Genomic DNA, 17,136 nt, shown 5'->3' with positions numbered 1-17,136 from the left:
TCACCTTATCTCCTCAGCGCCACGAGTTCACCGAGTATGGTGTCGGCGGTGGTTATGACCCTCGCGTTCGCCTGAAATCCCCTCTGGGCGATGATCATCCGTGTGAACTCTTCCGCAAGATCCACGTTCGACATCTCGAGCGCACCAGGGATGAGCGTGCCTCTACCACCACTTCCCGCGGTCCCTATCTGTGCCAGTCCACTGTTCGCAGACGGTAGATACAGCGAGTTGCCGACCTCGGTCAAGCCCGCAGGGTTGTTGAAGACCGCGAGCGCTATTTGTCCGAGGATGTCGGTCAAGCCGTTGCTGAAGGTGCCTATTATCTCGCCGTTCTCGTTGATGGCGAAAGATTGCAACGCTCCCAGGGCGTTTCCGTTCTGCCAGGTGAACGAAGCGCTGTTGGCACCGGCGAACTGGGTGAGTGCTGTGAGATCAAGATTGATCGTCACAGTGCCGTCGCCCATGTGTGAAGCGTCGAACCGAATGGTTCTCAGTTCTGTGTTGCCGACAGTGAAGTCGGTCCCATTCCAACTGAAACCGTACATGGCCGTGATGCGCCCGGAATCGTTGAAGTCGATGATACCACCTGCGTAGTTCTCATCACCTTCCGCATCGATGTAGGTTATGGGTTCACCGCTCGCCGTGTAAACTCTCCAGATCCAGGCGTTGTTCATGGTGTCGAACTTTCCCAATCTGATGAACTCGATGTGCAGAGAATACGGATTTCCGAGCGTGTCGTAGACCTGAACTGCGGTCACGTACCTTGGGCTGTTGAACTGCGCCGTGACGAAGTTGGAAGGATTGTCGGATTCGTAGAATCTGATCTCACCGGCGGTGGGGATGGTGATGTTGGCGCCACCTCCGATGGCTGTTATTTCGCTTCCCGCTCCTCCACTTAACACCTCAGATATGACTACCCTTCCAAACTGGTTGATCACGATGTAACCGCTGGCGATCTCATCATTGTTCTCATCGTACACCGTCCAGGTGTATCTCTGGTTCTCCGCGAACGGATCGTCCTGTTCTTTGATGTCAGCTTCAGTTTTCGAAAAGACAAACCTCACCGTGTGCTGTTTGCCGCCGTCGTCCGTGACGGTCATGGAGAACGGAAGTATTCCAGAAGTCGAGTTCAGATTCCCTTCTATCCTTGCAGCGGTCGTTGCCCTCGCCGGCATGGTCATTCCCGCACTTATGACTATGTCGCCTATAGGCTGGTTCGTGTCGACGTAGCGTGAACCTGTGGCCGGATCCTGTACGGCGCGCCAGCCCTGCACCTTCAAACCTGTAGAGGCGTGTATCAGCGTGCCGTTCATGTCCACGTCGAGCGCTCCAGCGCGCGTGTAGTAATAACCGCGACCGTCGCCGAGCACGAAGAACCCGTCACCCTGTATCGCGAGATCGAGTTTTCTACCCGTGTTCTGGAACGAGCCCTGCGTCATGACCTTGTCCACGGTTGCGAGCTGTGAACCGAGCCCTATCTGTATCGGGTTGGTGCCTCCGATGTTGTTCTGCGGGGCGCGTGCGGCTTTCAAAGTTTGGAGCAAAGCCGTTTGAAAGGTGACGCGCGAACCTTTGAAACCCACAGTGTTGACGTTGGAGATGTTGTTGCCGATCACATCGAGTTCGTACTGGAAGTTTCTCATACCGGAAACGCCACTGAACATCGAGCGCATCATGGCATTTCACCCCTCCTGTGAAATCTCGATGACGGATGCCAAGGGATACTCTCTTCCGTTCACGTACACGAAGATCTGGTTGTTTTTGAACTTGACGGATTCCACAACGCCTGACTGCACACCGCCTATCGTTACTTCACCGCTCGAGGTGATCTTGCTCACCGTGTAGGTGTAGGTGCCGTTGGCCACAGGAAGGCCAGAATCGTTTCTCGCATCCCACACGTAGGCGTGAACTCCTGCATCGAGCACACCGCTCGTGGCCTGCTTGACGAGATTTCCGTTCGAATCGTAGATCCTGACAACCACAGGTGCTCTTTCGTCGAGCTCGAACACGATGCTTTCAGCCCGCTGGTTGGACACGTTGATCTGGTTCGACTGCACGACGACGTGTTTTCCGATCAGCGAAGCGGCCTGTGCCTGGAGCGCTCCCTGCTGAAGCTTCAGGAAATCCTGTATGGACTTCGTCATGTTGGCGATCTGTTCGAGCGTGGAGAACTGGGTGAGCTGTGCGATGAACTCTCTGTTCTCCATGGGTTCCAGGGGGTTCTGGTTTTTCAACTGAGTCACGAGCAGAAGCAGGAACGCGTTCTTGTCCAGCTCTTTGCTCGCCGTTCGCTGAGAAGGAACGTAGAAACTGGAATAAGGATCAATCGGATTTATCATCTTCATCACCCTCCCGATGCCTCTGCTGGCGCTGTTGCTGGTCTTCGAACTGCTGGTTGTGTTGTCTTTCTTCGCCGGTCTGTTCCTGTTCGAGCCTCGGGTTCATCCTGACTTCGATCTGTTCGACTTTGAAACCCAGACTGGAGAGCCTGGAGACCAATTCCTTGGAACTGCTTTCGATGAGTTCTCTGGCCTCCGGTGTGGAAACCTTCATGAGGATGGTCAATCTGTCCTGCTGTTTGACGAGCTCTATCTCGAGTTTTCCGAGCGATGGTGGTGAGAGCTGGATTTCAGCCTTCTCCGTGAAGGTTTCTCTGAGCTGTTTGATCGTTTCAACGATGGTCTGAAGATTGTCAGAGCTCTGTTCTCGCTCCACTCTCAGAACCACCTGATCGATGTTTCTCTCTTCGACTCTGAGGTGCTGAACGGCTGGCTGTTCATGTTCGTAGGCTTTCTTCGCGAGCTTGTTGTTCAGAGCCTCCTTCAGCTGTTCGGCACTCTCGATCCTTTCGGTTTTCACATGGAACGGTTCCTGATCGATCCGTTTGATCTCTTTCGCAATCGTGAGTTTGAAGGTCTCTATCTTGATGGGCTCTGTGACTTTGATCGTCTCTGGAAGTTCCCGTTTCACGTGTCTGAACTGGGTCACTTCGCTGCTCACTTCTTCCACGTAGCGAGAAAGATTGTCGACGATCAGCCTCACCTGTGCGGCACTCAGCACTGCCACAGGCTGGGCGGTGGATTGAACGGTTGAAAGGTTTGTTCTCGTTGAAGAATCGTTCTTCGCACCGTTCGATTCGATCTGCACTTGCTGTACGAAGAGCACGATCCTGTGTCCAGTCGGTTTGATCGTTTCCGCTTCTACAGACTCACTCTCAGGTTTCGTATCTGAAGTTTTCGGAACGTTGTGGATCGAGAACTTCTTCAAAAGTTGGTTCTGTTCGGTTTCTTTCTCTCCCTTCAACTCGATCGGATGGTTTTTCACCTTCAACTGATTCTCTGAAAAGACCGTTGTCAGGTTCTCCTGTCGCGATGATTGTGGTTGTGTGAAAAGCTTGAATGGATTTGTTCGTTCATTCGGTGAGTTCACGTGATGGGGAATGTCGAACGAATTTGCCTGAACTTCTGTGCCTTCAGATTGTGTTTGGATCATCGTGAGATTTTGCTGTCGGATCGGTGTGTCGTTTTCAGTCAGAACGCTTTTTTTATCGCTCTTTCTTACTTGCAGCAGATCGACGACGTGGTGGGTTTCATGAACGGTGGAACTTTGAACGTTTCGATCCGAAGTTTCCTTTTTCTGTGAAGCAGAGCCAGTTTGGACGAACTGGAATGACGCTTCGGCACCGTTCTGGTTCACGGTTGTTCTTTGCATGTTCGGAACAACATCGTTTGAAGGGCGGGATAACAGTTTTTGTGTGTCTGATTCTTTCAAGGCTGTCGTGTTCTGGGCAGCGGGACGGTTCGGTTGCGAGAAAGGTTCGATTTTTTCCTTTCCAGAAGGTCTGAGATCGAGTGGTTTTGCTGAATCGAAGTTTTCTGAATCTTTTTCCTGCTCTGACACAACATGATCGTCGCCCGATGGTTTCGTGTGGGAAGCTGTTCCCATTTGAACAGATCCGTTCTGCACCGTGGAAGTGTTGTCTTTTGGAAGTTGAGTCGTGGAGTTTGCTTCGTTCTGGGCCGGATCGTTCCTGGCTTGAGCGACAGTCTTGCTCGAATCTTCTTTCGAGCCCTGATCCGTGATCGTTTTGAGAATCGGAGCGTCAGCCCGTTTAGGGATATCTTCCACCGTCACAGAGTTCGAAGGCTTCACACCGTTCTGAAGAACCGGTGGTGTGGTTTTTTTCGAGTCTTCCTGTGTCGATCCCTGTGCGTTCGGAACTTTCTGCAGCGTGAAGAAGCCTTCGTTCTGCTGGTTCATGATCCTCTGCTGAACAAGTTTCAAAACTTCGGCGAAGGAGATCGAACCTTTCTTGGTGAAATTGTTGTTCTCGACAACGATCTGCACTTGCTCGTTCACAGGTTGGGGTTTTATAGGCCCACCCCCCGAACGATGAGTCTCTGGAACAGTTGCTCGTTGCGATCTTTCAGCTTTTTCATCAGTTCCTTGATGCGATCAGGCTGGAACTTGGAAAATAACACCATCACGGCGTTCTCATCGAGTGATAATGATTCGATCATGTCGAGTATTTCGTTGTCGCTCAGCTGTCTGAGGAACTCGACTGACAGAGTCTGGATCGTGCTCGCTTCGATCAAGGAAGAAAGCTGCGCGTTGATCTGTTTCTGTCTTTCTTCGAGCTGTTTGTTCAGCTCGCCGAGCCTTTTGCTTATCATCTCAAAGCTGGCGATGTTGTTCATGATCTCGGCAGCCTTGTTCGGGTTCAACTTTCCAAGCTCGGTGATCACGTCCGCACGGGTCGTCGCATCGAGCCTTAAAAGCGCCAGAGCGATGGACTCAACGGAGTAACTCTCGCTCGCCAGAACTGGGGCGATCGCCGCAGGATCTGCGTTCGCGATGGTCTGCGAGACCTTCTCGACGTCTTCAGGGGTTTGCGCCTTCCTCAGTGCAGCTTCGAGCTGAAGGTTTTTCTCCTCCCAGGTCTTTCTCATCTCGAGAACCAGTCTTCTTTCAGCCTCGATCTTCTGTCTCTCCTTCTCGAGCTGTTCTCTTTCCTGTTTTAGTTGCTGCAACATCTGCTGCACCCTCTCCGTGGTGGCGCTCGCCATCCTTTCGAAGTACTGCGAAGGCAGAAGGATCTGTAACGGTTCGTACTTGATGAATCTGTTCACGTAAGGTATCTTCGAAAGGAGGAAAGAGATGTAGCTCCTCCAATCTTCTATCGGCCTTATCCCGAGACCCTGAAGCCTCTGAAACTCGAAAGCGAAATAACCGTACACCAGTACGGTGAAGCCTAAAATGAGCACTATGGCGAGCGCCTTCAAAAACGCCCGTAGTTTGCCTTTCCTCTTCTCCTTTTCTGGCAGAATCGATCCTCCCAGAAAATTCTTCTCTGAACCCTTCATCGACTCCTAACACCAGCTTCGGCGACGCTGGCTCGTGTGTTCTCTCGATCGCGGGGCGTGGTATGGTATTCAGTGTGATGAACGTTCGCGGGGTGGTTCTTACGGTCGGCGTGCTCGATCTCGGTTCGAATTCTTTCATACTGCTCGTTCAGGAAGGAGAGCGAACGGTCCTCGAAGAAGTTTACGAAGTCGGGTTGAGATCTGTCGAAGATGAAGAAGAGGCTTTCAGACTGGCGAGTCGGGTGATCTCGCGGATCAAGGCGAGATTTCCCGACCTCACTCTGTACGCCTTCGGGACGGCCGTGTTTCGTGAAAGACCAGCGCTGTTCGAAAGGATCCTCAGAGCGTTCGATCTCAACGGGCAGATCCTGTCTGAAGAGGATGAGGCTTATTTCACGTACATGAGCGTGGATCCGAATTTCGATAAGGATATCACGGTGTTCGACCTCGGTGGGGGAAGTCTGGAGATCGTCAGAAAGGATTGGTTCGTGAGTCTTCCGCTGGGAACACACGTTCTGAACCGTTTGTTCGATCTCTCGTTGCCGAACGCTCCCCAGTTCCACGAGGCGGTGAAACACGTCGAGAGCAGGCTGCCAGATTTCGAAAACCCTGTTGGCATAGGAGGTTCCTTCGTTGCCATCGCTGCACTGAAACTGGGCGCGTGGGATTTGAAGGCTCTCGATGGGATCGTCCTGAACCAAGGCGACGTTGAATCTGCCTTTAAGCGACTGAAAGGTAACACACTGGAGCAGGTCAGGGACTGGAAAGTGATCCCAGCAGGGAGGGAAAGAACGATCGTGGCGGGATGCGCGGTGGCGCTGGCGATAACAAAATGCGAACCAATGATCGTATCGACGAAAGGTTTCAGGTACACGCTGGCGAGGATGCTGGAAAGGGGAAGGATCGAAAGGCCTTGGCGTGCCCGGGGAGATTTGAACTCCCGGCCTCCAGATCCGCAGTCTGGCGCTCTATCCAGCTGAGCTACGGGCACGCGCTGGCGGAGAGGGAGGGATTCGAACCCTCGGTGGAGGAATTCCCTCCACACTTGCTTAGCAGGCAAGCGCCTTCGACCACTCGGCCACCTCTCCGGGCCAACTTTCATTATAATATAACTTCGAGAAATTGCAAGTGAAGAACTCGGTCTTCAACAGCTTCTCATTTCGCCGAATAATGTTCCTTCATTCGCTTGTTGAACGGCAGATCCATTATTTCGTCGAGCACCGTTTGCACCTGATGGTAGGATCTGGTTCTGACGTCTCTCAACAAGATCTCTTCGAGCACTCTCCTGTCGCCAGAGATGAACGCCTCCAGTGCCCATTCCATTCTCAAAATCCTTGGAATCAAATAGAACTTCAGTATCCTTTCATTCAATGGTGGATCGATCTTTTCAGGGTGGAGTCCGTTCCCATCGACGATCACAGGAACTTCCACCACGACGTCATCTGCTATATGAGGGATGGTACCTCTGTTTTCAACGTTCAGGACGAGCCGTGTTCTTTCACCGTTCGCGATGGCGTTGATGAACGGAACGTGTTGTTCGACGCTTTCACCTCTGATCGTGAACACTTCCGGCCACATTCGGGTCAAACATATCGAAGGTTCGTCCTCCACTTGCTTTGCGAGCTGAATCAGTTTTCTTCTGGTTTCTCTCAGCTGTTCGTAGAACCTGGGCCTTTCGATTTCGTTGTCTATACCACCATGCTCGCCGTACCATCTTCTCTTCGTCTCCAGATCGAAGTGGTACTTCCATCCACCCGATCTGACCGTATCGCCGATGGGGTACATGCCGTAGAATCTGTACATATCTATCGCTGCAGGGGAAAAATCCAGATCCCAGGGGCTTTTCGATTCCAAGCTCTTCGCGTTCTTCTCGATCCATTCGTCCAGGATGGGATAGGCGTTTTTTCCGTCGTATCTGAACCTGTTCAGGAATATCGCGTGGTTCACTCCAGCGACCTGCCAGTCGAGTTTGTCGATATCGAGTCCGATCGTTCTGGCGATGTTGAACACGTGCGCGTATCCGTGGCACAGGCCGACGATCTTGACTCTGGTGAGTCGTTTAACGAGTTGAGTTATTTCAAGAACCGGGTTCGAAGTTTGAAGCAGCCACGCGTCCGGTGCGACTCGCTCGACAGCCCTAGCTATTTCCAAGTTCATCTTCAAATGGTTGTAGTTCGAGAGCGTGTAGTAATCCGAGACCATGTTCAACCCATCGTTGTCTATGCCCCTGTAATAGCCATGTTTTTCTCCAATCTGCCTCACGATTTCGTACTGAACGTAACCATCTTCGTGCCCTTCGGCTCGCGCGAGCGCTGTGTTTATCACAAATTGCGCTCCTTCGAGTGCACGTTCAAGATCCCTGGTGCTTTCCACCTCGAACTCCGCGCCGAGTTCGTCTAAATACTTTCTCACAAGAACGTGCGTGGCTTTCAGCCTTTCTTCATCTATGTCCATCAAAACGAGCTTTGAACCGTGAAGTTTTTGCTGGGTGGCGAGGTCCCCAACCAGTTTTATGGTGTACCGAACACTTCCAGCACCGACAAAAACGATCTTCAGCATCGCTCGTTCCTCCCAGGAGATGATTCATCACAGTAGGCATTCTAACACGCAGGATGTCCTCAACGTGAGGGAAAGATGACAGAGATTCAACCGCTCACAACGATTTTCGAACGGCCCTTCTTGGCCATGTAAAGTCTTTCGTCCGAGAGACGTATCAGTTCGGCCAGTTCGCCACCATCTTCCGGGAAGGTGGCAACGCCGACCGACGCGCTCAGTTCGAAGGTGAGATCGCCCACCTTTATGGGTTCTTCTACAGCCTTTATGAGCCTTTCTGCGAGGAGCTTTGCCTTTGGTTTTGAACAGTCGTACGCCAAGATCACGAACTCGTCTCCCCCGAACTTTGACACCATGTCGCTCGCCCTCACGCACCTTTCGAGCCTGCAGGCGACGCGTTTCAAAACCTCATCTCCCGTGTGATGTCCGTACAGATCGTTCACGCTTTTGAACTTGTCAAGGTCCAGGAACAGAACGCTCAGCGTTTTCTCTTCTCTCTTCGCGAGTAAAAGCATCTTCTCGGCGAACTCCTCAAACATTCTCCTGTTCGCAAGTCCCGTCAGAACATCGTGGTAGGACATGTACTCGAGCAGTCGATTCTTTTCCATGAGTTCCTTTTCGAGTTCGAGCCTTTTGAAGATCGTGGCCAGCATGTTTGCGAGCACCTTGGCGATGATGACAGAGTTGCTGTCAAACGCCTCGCTGCTTTCAAAATTGTCCAGGTTCAGCACCAGCCTGAGCTCACCTTTGACCCTCACGGGTATGACGAGCGTGGATTTGACTTTCCTGAGGCTGCCGGCTTCCTTCAACACTTCGAGGCGTTCATCCTTCACAATGGTTTCGTTGAACGCGATCACGTTATCCCTGACGAGAATAACGTGATCCTTATCCTTTCCGGCCCAGAATTCCTCCTCTTCAACGCTGAAACTGATTTTCTTGAGCTGTTCAAGATCGTAGCCAGCCGCCGCAACGTACTTGAACCTGTTGTTTTCTCTCACGAGTACCGAACCAGCCTGGGCGCCCGGTACTATCTTGATGGACCTTTCCAGGATTTGCTGGTAAACATCCTCTGTTTGTTCGCTCAGGAGCATCGACGCTATCGCGCCTATCTCTCTGAATACCTCCACACACGCTTCGAGATCTGCTGACATACTTACTCCCAACCCTTCTCTTCGATGACTCTCAAAAAAACCTCCACAACCTTCGGATCGAACTGTTTATTGCTTTCTTCTTTGATGTACTCTATCGCCTGCTGTCTTGACCACGCCTTTCGGTAGGGCCTGTCGTGCGTGAGTGCGTCGTACACGTCCACAACGGCGAAAATTCTCGCAGCCAGGGGAATCTCTTCTTTTTTCAACCCTCTCGGATAACCAGTTCCGTCGTACCTTTCGTGGTGGCAGTAGGGTATATCGAGCGCCGGTTTGAGATATTCGATCTTGGACAGCATTTCGTATGCGTAAACCGGATGCATTTTGATTATTTTCCACTCCTCGTCACTCAACCTGCCAGGTTTCCGCAGTATGTGATCGGGAACCGCCAGCTTACCTATATCGTGCAGGAGCGCTCCTCTGTAGACATGAACGAGCTCTTCTTCGTTCATGAATTCCTTCGCGATTTCAACGGTCAGTGACGCCACTCTTTTGCTGTGTCCCTCCGTTTCTTCATCCCTCAAGTCTATCGCGTAGACCAGAGCTTCGATGGTTTCATCGTAGGCCTTGAGCAACTCAGTGTTGGCTTTTTCGAGCTTTTCGATCATGAAAACTCGTTCTATCGCTATGACCGCTTGTTGGGCGATCAGCTTCAAAAATTCGAGCCACTCGTGATCGGGTTCGAAGTGTGACCTGCCGAACAGCTCCAGAACTCCCAGAAGTTCATCTTTCGTCGTGAGTGGTTGAGCATAGCGCCATGCGAACTTTTCCTGCTCCATGACTTTCTTGATGTGTTCATCTTCCAGATCTATCTGCCCTGAGTCTGTATACCTCGCCCTTCTGGAGGCGATCGTTTGTACTGACACGTCCGTCAAACCCTTTCCGAGAGAGTATACCAGCGTTTTCTCCTCGGGATCGTACAGCAGGATCGCCGCGGCGTCTACTCTGAGCTGGCTCACGATCTCATCGAGTAACACGTTCAGGCTTTCTTTCAGATCCTTCGACGTGAGGATCGCTCTATCCACCTTCTGTACAGATTGCAGCTTCTGAAAACTGTTCTTCAAGTCCTCGAACAGTCTCGCGTTCTCCAAAGCTGCGGCGGAAATGTGAGCCAGAATTTCAAAGTACCGCATTCTGGTCTCGTCGAAGAACCCGAGTTTGTCGCTGTAGACGACGAGCGTACCGTAGACGCCCTTCGGATCGATCATTGGGAACGCCGCGAGTGTTCTCAAACCGTACGGGGCGATCTTCTCGCGCCAGGCTTCGAACCTGTGGTTCGTCAAGGTGTCCTCTATCTTCTGAGGCTTACCCGTTTTGATGGACCTACCCGCCGCTCCTTGCGCGTATGGGCTGTCGTCCCAGCGGACGATCAAGCCCTGCACGTAGGGATGGTTCGGTGGATAGGTTCCAAATATTTGTACGCTCCTGTCGGGAGCAGCGTAGCCGACCCAGGCCAGGGAAGCTCCGAGTTTTTCCACGCAGGTTTTCGTGACGATCGTTGCCCTTTCTTCAGCGTTCAGATCACTCATCAGCAAACCCGTTGCCGTTTCGAGCAATATCTGCGTCATCCGGAATTCTTCCTCGAGTTTGGATTCAAGTTGTCTGCGCTCGGTGACATCCATCCCAGCGCTGACGATGAATTCGATCTGGCCGTTTTCGCTTCTGAGAAAACTGTTGTGCCAGAGGATCAGTCTCTCTTTTTTCGTTCTGGTGATCACGGGATTCTCGTGAACCCTGACCGGCTCGAGTTCTCCATTTTTGATTCTTTCGAAGACCTCTCTGACTTCGTCTTTGATCGGATCGGGCAGGAAATTTTCGAACCAGTTCTTACCGACGATCTCCTCTTCACAGCACTCGAGTATCTCGCAGGCTTTTTTGTTCACAAATTTGACGTTACCCTCAAGATCGAGGGCGACAACCATGACGGGAACCAGCTCAAGGTAGGTCTTCAACTCCTCGTACAATCTCCTGTATCTCTGTTCACTCGCAAAAAGCTTCTTCCTCTCTTTTTCGAGGAGGTTCATCAGCACACCGAGTACCAGTCCGACGATCAAATAAGAAATCGCAGCGACGAGGAGCCTTGGAAAGCTCAACGGCTTGAAAGCTGAGTATGCCAGAACGAACAGTGAAGAGTTTATAAGAGCCGAAACCACGGCACCTTTCAGTTTCCAGAAGAACGCCGCAAGCAACATTGGAAGTAGGAGCATGCCCGCGATGATCACAATGTCCAGCCTTACCCAGAACAAGAGTACGAGGGTGAGAACGTAGTAACCAGTTAAGATCATCAACGTCGAAAGACGTTTCAACCTGCGAACCTCCCAACCCTTCGACCGTTTTCGTTCCTGATTGGGTTGTGCAAAAATATTTCACTCCTGTAATTATACTGCAAAATGAACGCACGGACACTCACTGACTGGTCCGCCGGGAAGTTCCCAACGGCCGCCAGGGCCGATTCGAGACGGAACGTTCGTTTCTCAGATCCGCGAAGGGCTAAGAATAGAGGATCTCGAAAATCGCTGAACCGTGAGGGTCACAGGACCATTCCTTCGAAGTTCTCCCTTATCATCGAGAGCAACTTGATCGTTTCGTTCACGTTGTCGAGCACGACTTTGAGTTGCGCGAAGAAGTTCTGTATCGAAGAACTTATCTCTTCTGCCGTCGCGGAGCTCTCTTCGGAGATCGCGAGCAGGTTCTGAATGCTGCTCGTTATGCCGTTGAGTTTGCTGGCCTGCTCGTTGAGAGTGTCTATCAGTTCGTTGAGTTTGCGCGATATGTTGGAGATCACGTTACTGGATTCTTTGTTTTTCTCGGAGCTTTCGAGCAATCTGTTCGATTGTTCCTTCATCTCGTTGAACTCTGCCTGGATGGTTTGAACCAATCTGTCGATGCCAGTGTTTATGGACGAGAGGAATTCGGCTATCTTCGAAGAAGAATTTCGACTCTCCTCGGCGAGCTTTCTTATCTCGTCTGCCACGACCGCGAAGCCTCTTCCCGCTTCCCCGCTCCTCGCGGCTTCTATAGCGGCGTTGAGCGCGAGCAGGTTGGTCTGTTCCGCGATGCTCGACACGGTCGCCGCAACCTGCATGATCATGCCGGCCTGTTCTTGTAACTTTCTTGCCTCTTCCACGAGGTTGGAGAACCTCTGACTCATTTTGACTATGCCGTCTGCGGATTGCTCGACGTTGCCCGCCGAACGGACGATCAGTGAAACAGCTTCGTTGAGAGATTTCACGATCTGCGTTTGTTCAGATATTATGGCCGTGATGGTGTCAACGTTCGACGTCACCGCGTTCGAGATCCTCTCGGTGTCGTTGCTTATCTGTACCGCGGTGTTGGCTATCTCGTTCGAAAGCGAGCCCATGGTGTCGAGTTGTTCTCTCATGCTGTTCACGGCGTCTATCACCTTAGACGAGTAGGTGCTTATCTCCTGGATGTCACCGGATATTCCCAGGAACACTTCCTTGATCTTCTCCACAGATTCGTTCAGGCTTTCAGAGAGATCGGAGAATTCTTTCACGTTGCCGATCAAAACGGGATTATCGAAGTTCTTTCTGGAGATCAACCCCACAGTCTCTTTCAGCACTTTCAAACCCTTCTCCAAACCTTTGACGTCGAAAAACATCAGGGCAGAGATACCCAGAGCACTGATGATCGATCTGATGAGGTTCCCAGCTGGTACGAAGGTGAAAACCAGAAACACGATGAGAAAACTGAACAACGGGATCATCAGCACGTTGATGGGAACGATCGACTTGATGAACCCAAGACCCAGAACCGTCAGGCTCCTGAGCTTTTCGAACCTTCCGTACGCTTTCGTCGCTTCTATTTGAACCTCGAGGAAATTCTTTCCGTCGGCACTACCCTCCCGTAAAATTTTGTACTTCACTGGATCGTTGAACAGCTCGGAGGCCGCCTCCATCAGGCCCAAAAAGTAGTTCTTGAAGTTTCTCCTGGACTCGTACCTCACGATCGCTCTGTGCGGATCGACCAGTTTGAAGAAGACCCTCGGTGGCGTCGCACCCTTGATCCTTCTGGTCAGCACCCTGTGGACCGCGTCCATCGCGGCCATGAACGAGAGAAAACCCGATTTCTTGAAGTATTCAGGGTAGTGTTCGAAGAACGTTCTCAGGTTTTCCTTACCAGTTCGATACCAGAGTTCTTCGTAAGTGAGATTCTTCATCGCTGCCAGTTCTTTCGACATGTTGACAGGTAGATCATCCGGCACGTCTTCGATCGGTTTGTAGAAAGTGTCGAGGGGCACACCGTACTTTTCCTTCAACCTCTTCACGGTCTCTGCGCCGAACATTCTGGACCAGGTTTGCAACCAAACGTTGACGATGAAACCTTTCATGTCCTTCCCTCCCGGAAAGATTAAATTTTTTCCGCTTCCAGGCTGATCATCTGACTCACTTCATCAACATCCTCTTGGAACAGTTCTTCAAACACGTGTTTGAAAGAGATTAGTTCTTTAAGGTCGTAGTTGCGGGCTATTGCCTTGAGCCTTTCAAAGATGCCTGCGTCGAGTTTACCGTGTGCAACCTCTTTTTCGATCACCCCGAGCGCTTCTTCGATGCTCAGCGCACTTCGGTATGGCCTTTCTTCCACGAGCGCGGAAAAAACGTCGCAGATCTGTATGATCTTCTGGTGGTACAGCAGCTGTTCATCTCTCAATCCGAGAGGATAACCGCTCCCATCGAGTCTCTCGTGGTGCGCCGCACCGATGATGGAAAAAACTCTGAGGTCCGCACGTTCCAGCATGTAATACGTGTCGACCACGTGTCTCTTCATTATAACGAATTCCTCCGCATCGAGCCTGCCTCTCTTGTGCAGTATGCTCAGTGGGGTTTTGATCTTTCCTATATCGTGTAGCAAGGCGGCGGTGCTGATCAAAGTTACGTCCGCATCGCCCAGCGTTTCTCCACTGAGTATTTCCGCTATTTTCATGCAGACGAAGGTGTGATTTCTCGTGTACGGGCTTCGAAAGTCCAGCAAGGTGGCAATTATTCTGGCGAGCTGTTTGAAATCTGTGATGTCTAGCTTCTGGTCGGAATCGAAACACAGATCATCGTCGCTGATGATAGAGTTCGCGATGACGTCAAGCAGTACATCGACGGCGGCTTTCTTCACATCGTCCGGTATGCCTGCATCCTTCTTGATCGAAGAAATCACATGGGTGAAGAACTCCGCGTCCAGTTCTTTGTTCGTCTCTTCCTGTTTCAGAGCGGCGAGCGAAATCAAATCGGCCGTTTTGATACTACTGGATAAGAGGATCAGATCATCGTCTTCCTTTATCTTTTGAAAGGGTGTGTGGTGATAGAGGATAGCCCTCGCGCAGACAGGACAGAGAGGTTTACTCTGGCGTGCTATCATGTAGGAGATGGCCGAGTGCTGATCTTGCCTGTCGAGCGTTGTCACCACCCTTTCCAGGTCTGGAACCCTTCTGAACATGTCGGCGAACAGATCGTAGTTTTCAATCGACGCCTTCAAGATCAGCCCGAGGTCGTGGAACAGGCCTAAAAGATACGCGTTATCTCTATCGTAAGGAAGATCCAGCTTCTCTGCGATCTTCATCGTTAATTTCGCTACCTGTATGGAATGTTTCACAAAATACTTGTATTCTAAGACTTTCATTTCTCTGAAAAGCTTAACAAAAGATTTGAGAGGTACTTTGATCGTGAGATCCACACTTCCTCACTCCAATCTTCTATCTACACCTATTCTAACACGTGTGGTTACCGTCTTCTCTCGGCACAGTGGTTCACCGTTAGAAATCGAGTTTCTCCAGGAAACTGTAGCGTTTTTGAGCTTTCTTAATCCGCTTTGAACTATCGTGGTTAAAATAGAATCGAGGTGGAATTTTGAACTGTCGAGTTGAACCGAAGACATGTCCCGAGAACGTGGTCACGGATCTGAGTTGTTTTCCAAAGGTGAACGAACCTTTCGGCATGGTCATATTCGGTGCATCGGGAGACCTCACGAAGAGAAAGCTCGTGCCGGCGTTGAACAGTCTGTTCAGGGCGAACGTTCTTCCAAAGGATTTCTTCGTGCTCGGTGTGGCGAGAACGCCGATGTCGGACGAAGATTTCAGGCAACGTTTGAAAGTGGATTCTGAGTTTTCCAGCAAGTGCTACTACGCGTCGATCGATTATCGAAGCGAAGAGAGCTTCAGGCACCTGAAGGATTCCTTAGAAAAACTTTTGAAAGGAACACATGCGAAGACACTGGTGTTCTATTTGGCCGTCCCTCCTGACGTCTACGTTCCCATCATCGAGAATCTCTCGAGGGTCGGTCTGAACAGTGAAGAGAATCCCAAAACGAGGATCGTGATCGAAAAGCCGTTCGGGAAGGACTTGAATTCCGCGCGGGCACTCGAAGAAACGCTTCAGAGATCGTTCAGAGAACACCAGATATACAGGATCGATCACTACCTTGGAAAAGAAACGGTGCAGAACATCCTCGTGTTCAGATTCGCCAACTTCATCTTCGAAGAGATCTGGAACAACAAGTTCGTGGACCACGTTCAAATAACGATCGCGGAAGATATCGGCGTGGAACACAGAGCCGGCTATTTCGAAACCACAGGCCTGTTGAGAGACATGTTCCAGAACCACATGCTTCAGTTGCTCGCCCTGGTTGCGATGGAGCCACCCGCCAGCTTCAACGCCGAAAGCTTCAGGGACGAGAGGATCAAGCTTCTCAGATCCATTAGGCCTTTCAAAGTGGAGGAACTGAAGAACTGGATCGTCAGGGGTCAGTACGGTTCGAACGTGATCGATGGAAAATACATTCCTTCCTACAGAGAAGAACCCGGTGTGGCTCCGGATTCGAACGTCGAGACCTTCGTCGCCATGAAACTGTTCATAGACAACTGGAGATGGAGCGGTGTGCCGTTCTACCTGCGCTCAGGAAAGAGACTCGCAAAGAAAATAACGCAGATCGCCGTGGTCTTTAAGAAAGTTCCCCACTCGGTGTTTTCAAGCCTTTCCGTTGAACAGATCGAACCGAACGCCATCATCTTCACGATTCAACCGAACGAGGGTATATCCCTGTGCTTTCAGCTCAAACGTCCCTGCCCTGGAATGGTTCCACAGTTGCTCAGCATGGACTTCAAATACGAAGATCACTTCGGTGTGAAACTGCCGGACGCCTACGAGAGGTTGATTCTGGACGTTTTGCTGGGCGATCCGACGCTGTTCATGAGGAAGGACGATCTGGAAGTTTCCTGGCAGTTGCTCGATCCAATCCTGAAGGCCTGGGAAAGAGAACCGGAGCGTTTCGCGCCCGAGATCTACAGAGCCGGCAGCTGGGGACCAAAGGAGGCCGACGAACTGATAGAGAGGGACGGCAGGCGATGGCTAAGACCGTGATCTACCTTCTGGATGAAGGCTTCGTCGAGTTCACGGCGAACGTGATCTTCGAAAAGCTCAGATCTCTACTCTCAGAGAAAGAAAAACTCTTCATCGTTCTGGCGGGTGGCAAGACTCCGATCCCCGTCTACGAGACCCTCGCTCGCTACAACATACAGTGGGAGAAAATACACTTCTTTCTGAGCGATGAGAGGTACGTGCCGCTCGATTCTGAACGGAGCAACTTCAAAAACATCAGCGAAGCGCTTTTCAAAAAAGTTTCTGTTCCAGACGAAAACGTTCACTTCGTCGATACCAATCTGCCTTTGGAACGGTGTGCAGAGAGGTACGAAAGAGAAATAAGGAACACCACCGACCACTTCGACGTCTGTATCCTCGGCATGGGACCGGACGGTCATGTCGCTTCGATCTTCGATGTGGAACTCGGTAAGAGTGAAAGATGGGTGGTCACGACCCCTGCCGCAGGAGATCCTCATGTTCGTAGGATTTCGCTGACCTTCAACGCTCTGAACAGTGCAGAGTACATCTTTTTCGTGATCGGAGGGGAAGAGAAAAAGAAGAGGCTCGCCGAGGTCCTGCTCGATAGTCCAATCCCGGCGCGCCACGTTCGTGGAAAACGCGAGACGGTGTGGTTCGTGTCTGAACGGTGAACTTCAATCGTTTGAACATTGAAATGGTTCCATTCAGAAAAAATGTGGTACAATC

11 protein-coding genes, 2 tRNA genes and 1 pseudogene are annotated in these 17,136 nt (G+C 51.2%); 3 read left to right on the top strand and 11 right to left on the bottom strand.

Annotated elements, in window-relative coordinates; all coding sequences use genetic code 11:
• Positions 1 to 5: 5 nt before the first annotated feature.
• Genes TSP01S_RS00380 through TSP01S_RS00365 form a run of 4 tightly spaced genes read right to left on the bottom strand, consistent with a single transcriptional unit; the run spans position 6 to position 5,363 of the window.
• On the bottom strand, positions 6 to 1,676 hold the full coding sequence (locus TSP01S_RS00380; protein ID WP_041075514.1) for a flagellar hook protein FlgE: 1,671 nt from the start codon (positions 1,674 to 1,676) through the stop codon (positions 6 to 8).
• Positions 1,677 to 1,682: 6 nt separating this feature from the next.
• A complete protein-coding gene (locus TSP01S_RS00375; protein ID WP_052463420.1) occupies positions 1,683 to 2,339 on the bottom strand; it encodes a flagellar hook assembly protein FlgD in 657 nt (218 codons plus the stop codon).
• On the bottom strand, positions 2,323 to 4,347 hold the full coding sequence (locus TSP01S_RS00370) for a flagellar hook-length control protein FliK (protein ID WP_144380591.1): 2,025 nt from the start codon (positions 4,345 to 4,347) through the stop codon (positions 2,323 to 2,325). The genes TSP01S_RS00375 and TSP01S_RS00370 overlap by 17 nt, the downstream gene beginning before the upstream one ends.
• A gap of 23 nt (positions 4,348 to 4,370) precedes the next feature.
• On the bottom strand, positions 4,371 to 5,363 hold the full coding sequence (locus tag TSP01S_RS00365) for a MotE family protein (protein WP_231848572.1): 993 nt from the start codon (positions 5,361 to 5,363) through the stop codon (positions 4,371 to 4,373).
• A 62-nt stretch (positions 5,364 to 5,425) separates the two neighbouring features.
• On the opposite strand from TSP01S_RS00365, the pseudogene TSP01S_RS10405 reads away from it, so the two are divergent.
• Positions 5,426 to 6,136 (top strand): annotated as a pseudogene (locus TSP01S_RS10405) (Ppx/GppA phosphatase family protein); the annotation flags it as partial.
• Positions 6,137 to 6,277: 141 nt separating this feature from the next.
• Here TSP01S_RS10405 and TSP01S_RS00355 read toward each other — a convergent pair.
• The 7 genes from TSP01S_RS00355 to TSP01S_RS00325 form a co-directional block, all read right to left on the bottom strand.
• A tRNA-Arg gene (locus TSP01S_RS00355) sits at positions 6,278 to 6,354 on the bottom strand.
• A gap of 4 nt (positions 6,355 to 6,358) precedes the next feature.
• Positions 6,359 to 6,451 (bottom strand) — tRNA-Ser (locus TSP01S_RS00350).
• A gap of 67 nt (positions 6,452 to 6,518) precedes the next feature.
• On the bottom strand, positions 6,519 to 7,922 hold the full coding sequence (gene aglA, locus TSP01S_RS00345) for an alpha-glucosidase AglA (RefSeq protein ID WP_082021608.1): 1,404 nt from the start codon (positions 7,920 to 7,922) through the stop codon (positions 6,519 to 6,521).
• 86 nt (positions 7,923 to 8,008) lie between these two features.
• The gene (locus TSP01S_RS00340) at positions 8,009 to 9,067 is read right to left on the bottom strand and encodes a sensor domain-containing diguanylate cyclase (RefSeq protein ID WP_041075508.1); all 1,059 of its coding nucleotides are present in this window, start codon (positions 9,065 to 9,067) and stop codon (positions 8,009 to 8,011) included.
• A gap of 2 nt (positions 9,068 to 9,069) precedes the next feature.
• A complete protein-coding gene (locus TSP01S_RS10005; RefSeq protein ID WP_052463419.1) occupies positions 9,070 to 11,370 on the bottom strand; it encodes an HD domain-containing phosphohydrolase in 2,301 nt (766 codons plus the stop codon).
• A 224-nt stretch (positions 11,371 to 11,594) separates the two neighbouring features.
• A complete protein-coding gene (locus TSP01S_RS00330) occupies positions 11,595 to 13,415 on the bottom strand; it encodes a heme NO-binding domain-containing protein (protein ID WP_041075506.1) in 1,821 nt (606 codons plus the stop codon).
• A gap of 20 nt (positions 13,416 to 13,435) precedes the next feature.
• Positions 13,436 to 14,749, bottom strand: a complete 1,314-nt coding sequence (locus TSP01S_RS00325; protein ID WP_041075505.1) for an HD domain-containing phosphohydrolase — start codon at positions 14,747 to 14,749, stop codon at positions 13,436 to 13,438.
• Positions 14,750 to 14,922: 173 nt separating this feature from the next.
• On the opposite strand from TSP01S_RS00325, the gene zwf reads away from it, so the two are divergent.
• Both zwf and pgl read left to right on the top strand, forming a co-directional pair.
• The gene (gene zwf, locus TSP01S_RS00320; RefSeq protein WP_041075503.1) at positions 14,923 to 16,431 is read left to right on the top strand and encodes a glucose-6-phosphate dehydrogenase; all 1,509 of its coding nucleotides are present in this window, start codon (positions 14,923 to 14,925) and stop codon (positions 16,429 to 16,431) included.
• Positions 16,416 to 17,081 carry a 6-phosphogluconolactonase gene (gene pgl, locus TSP01S_RS00315; RefSeq protein ID WP_041075501.1) on the top strand — a complete coding sequence of 222 codons (666 nt, stop codon included), beginning with the start codon at positions 16,416 to 16,418 and terminating at the stop codon, positions 17,079 to 17,081. Before zwf ends, pgl begins: the two co-directional genes overlap by 16 nt.
• Positions 17,082 to 17,136 lie beyond the last annotated feature (55 nt).

Origin of the sequence: Thermotoga caldifontis AZM44c09 (genome assembly GCF_000828655.1) — a bacterium.
Lineage (GTDB): Bacteria > Thermotogota > Thermotogae > Thermotogales > DSM-5069 > Pseudothermotoga_A > Pseudothermotoga_A caldifontis.
The sequence above is the reverse complement of the archived record's forward strand: the minus strand, read 5'-3'. Positions and strand labels throughout refer to the sequence as shown.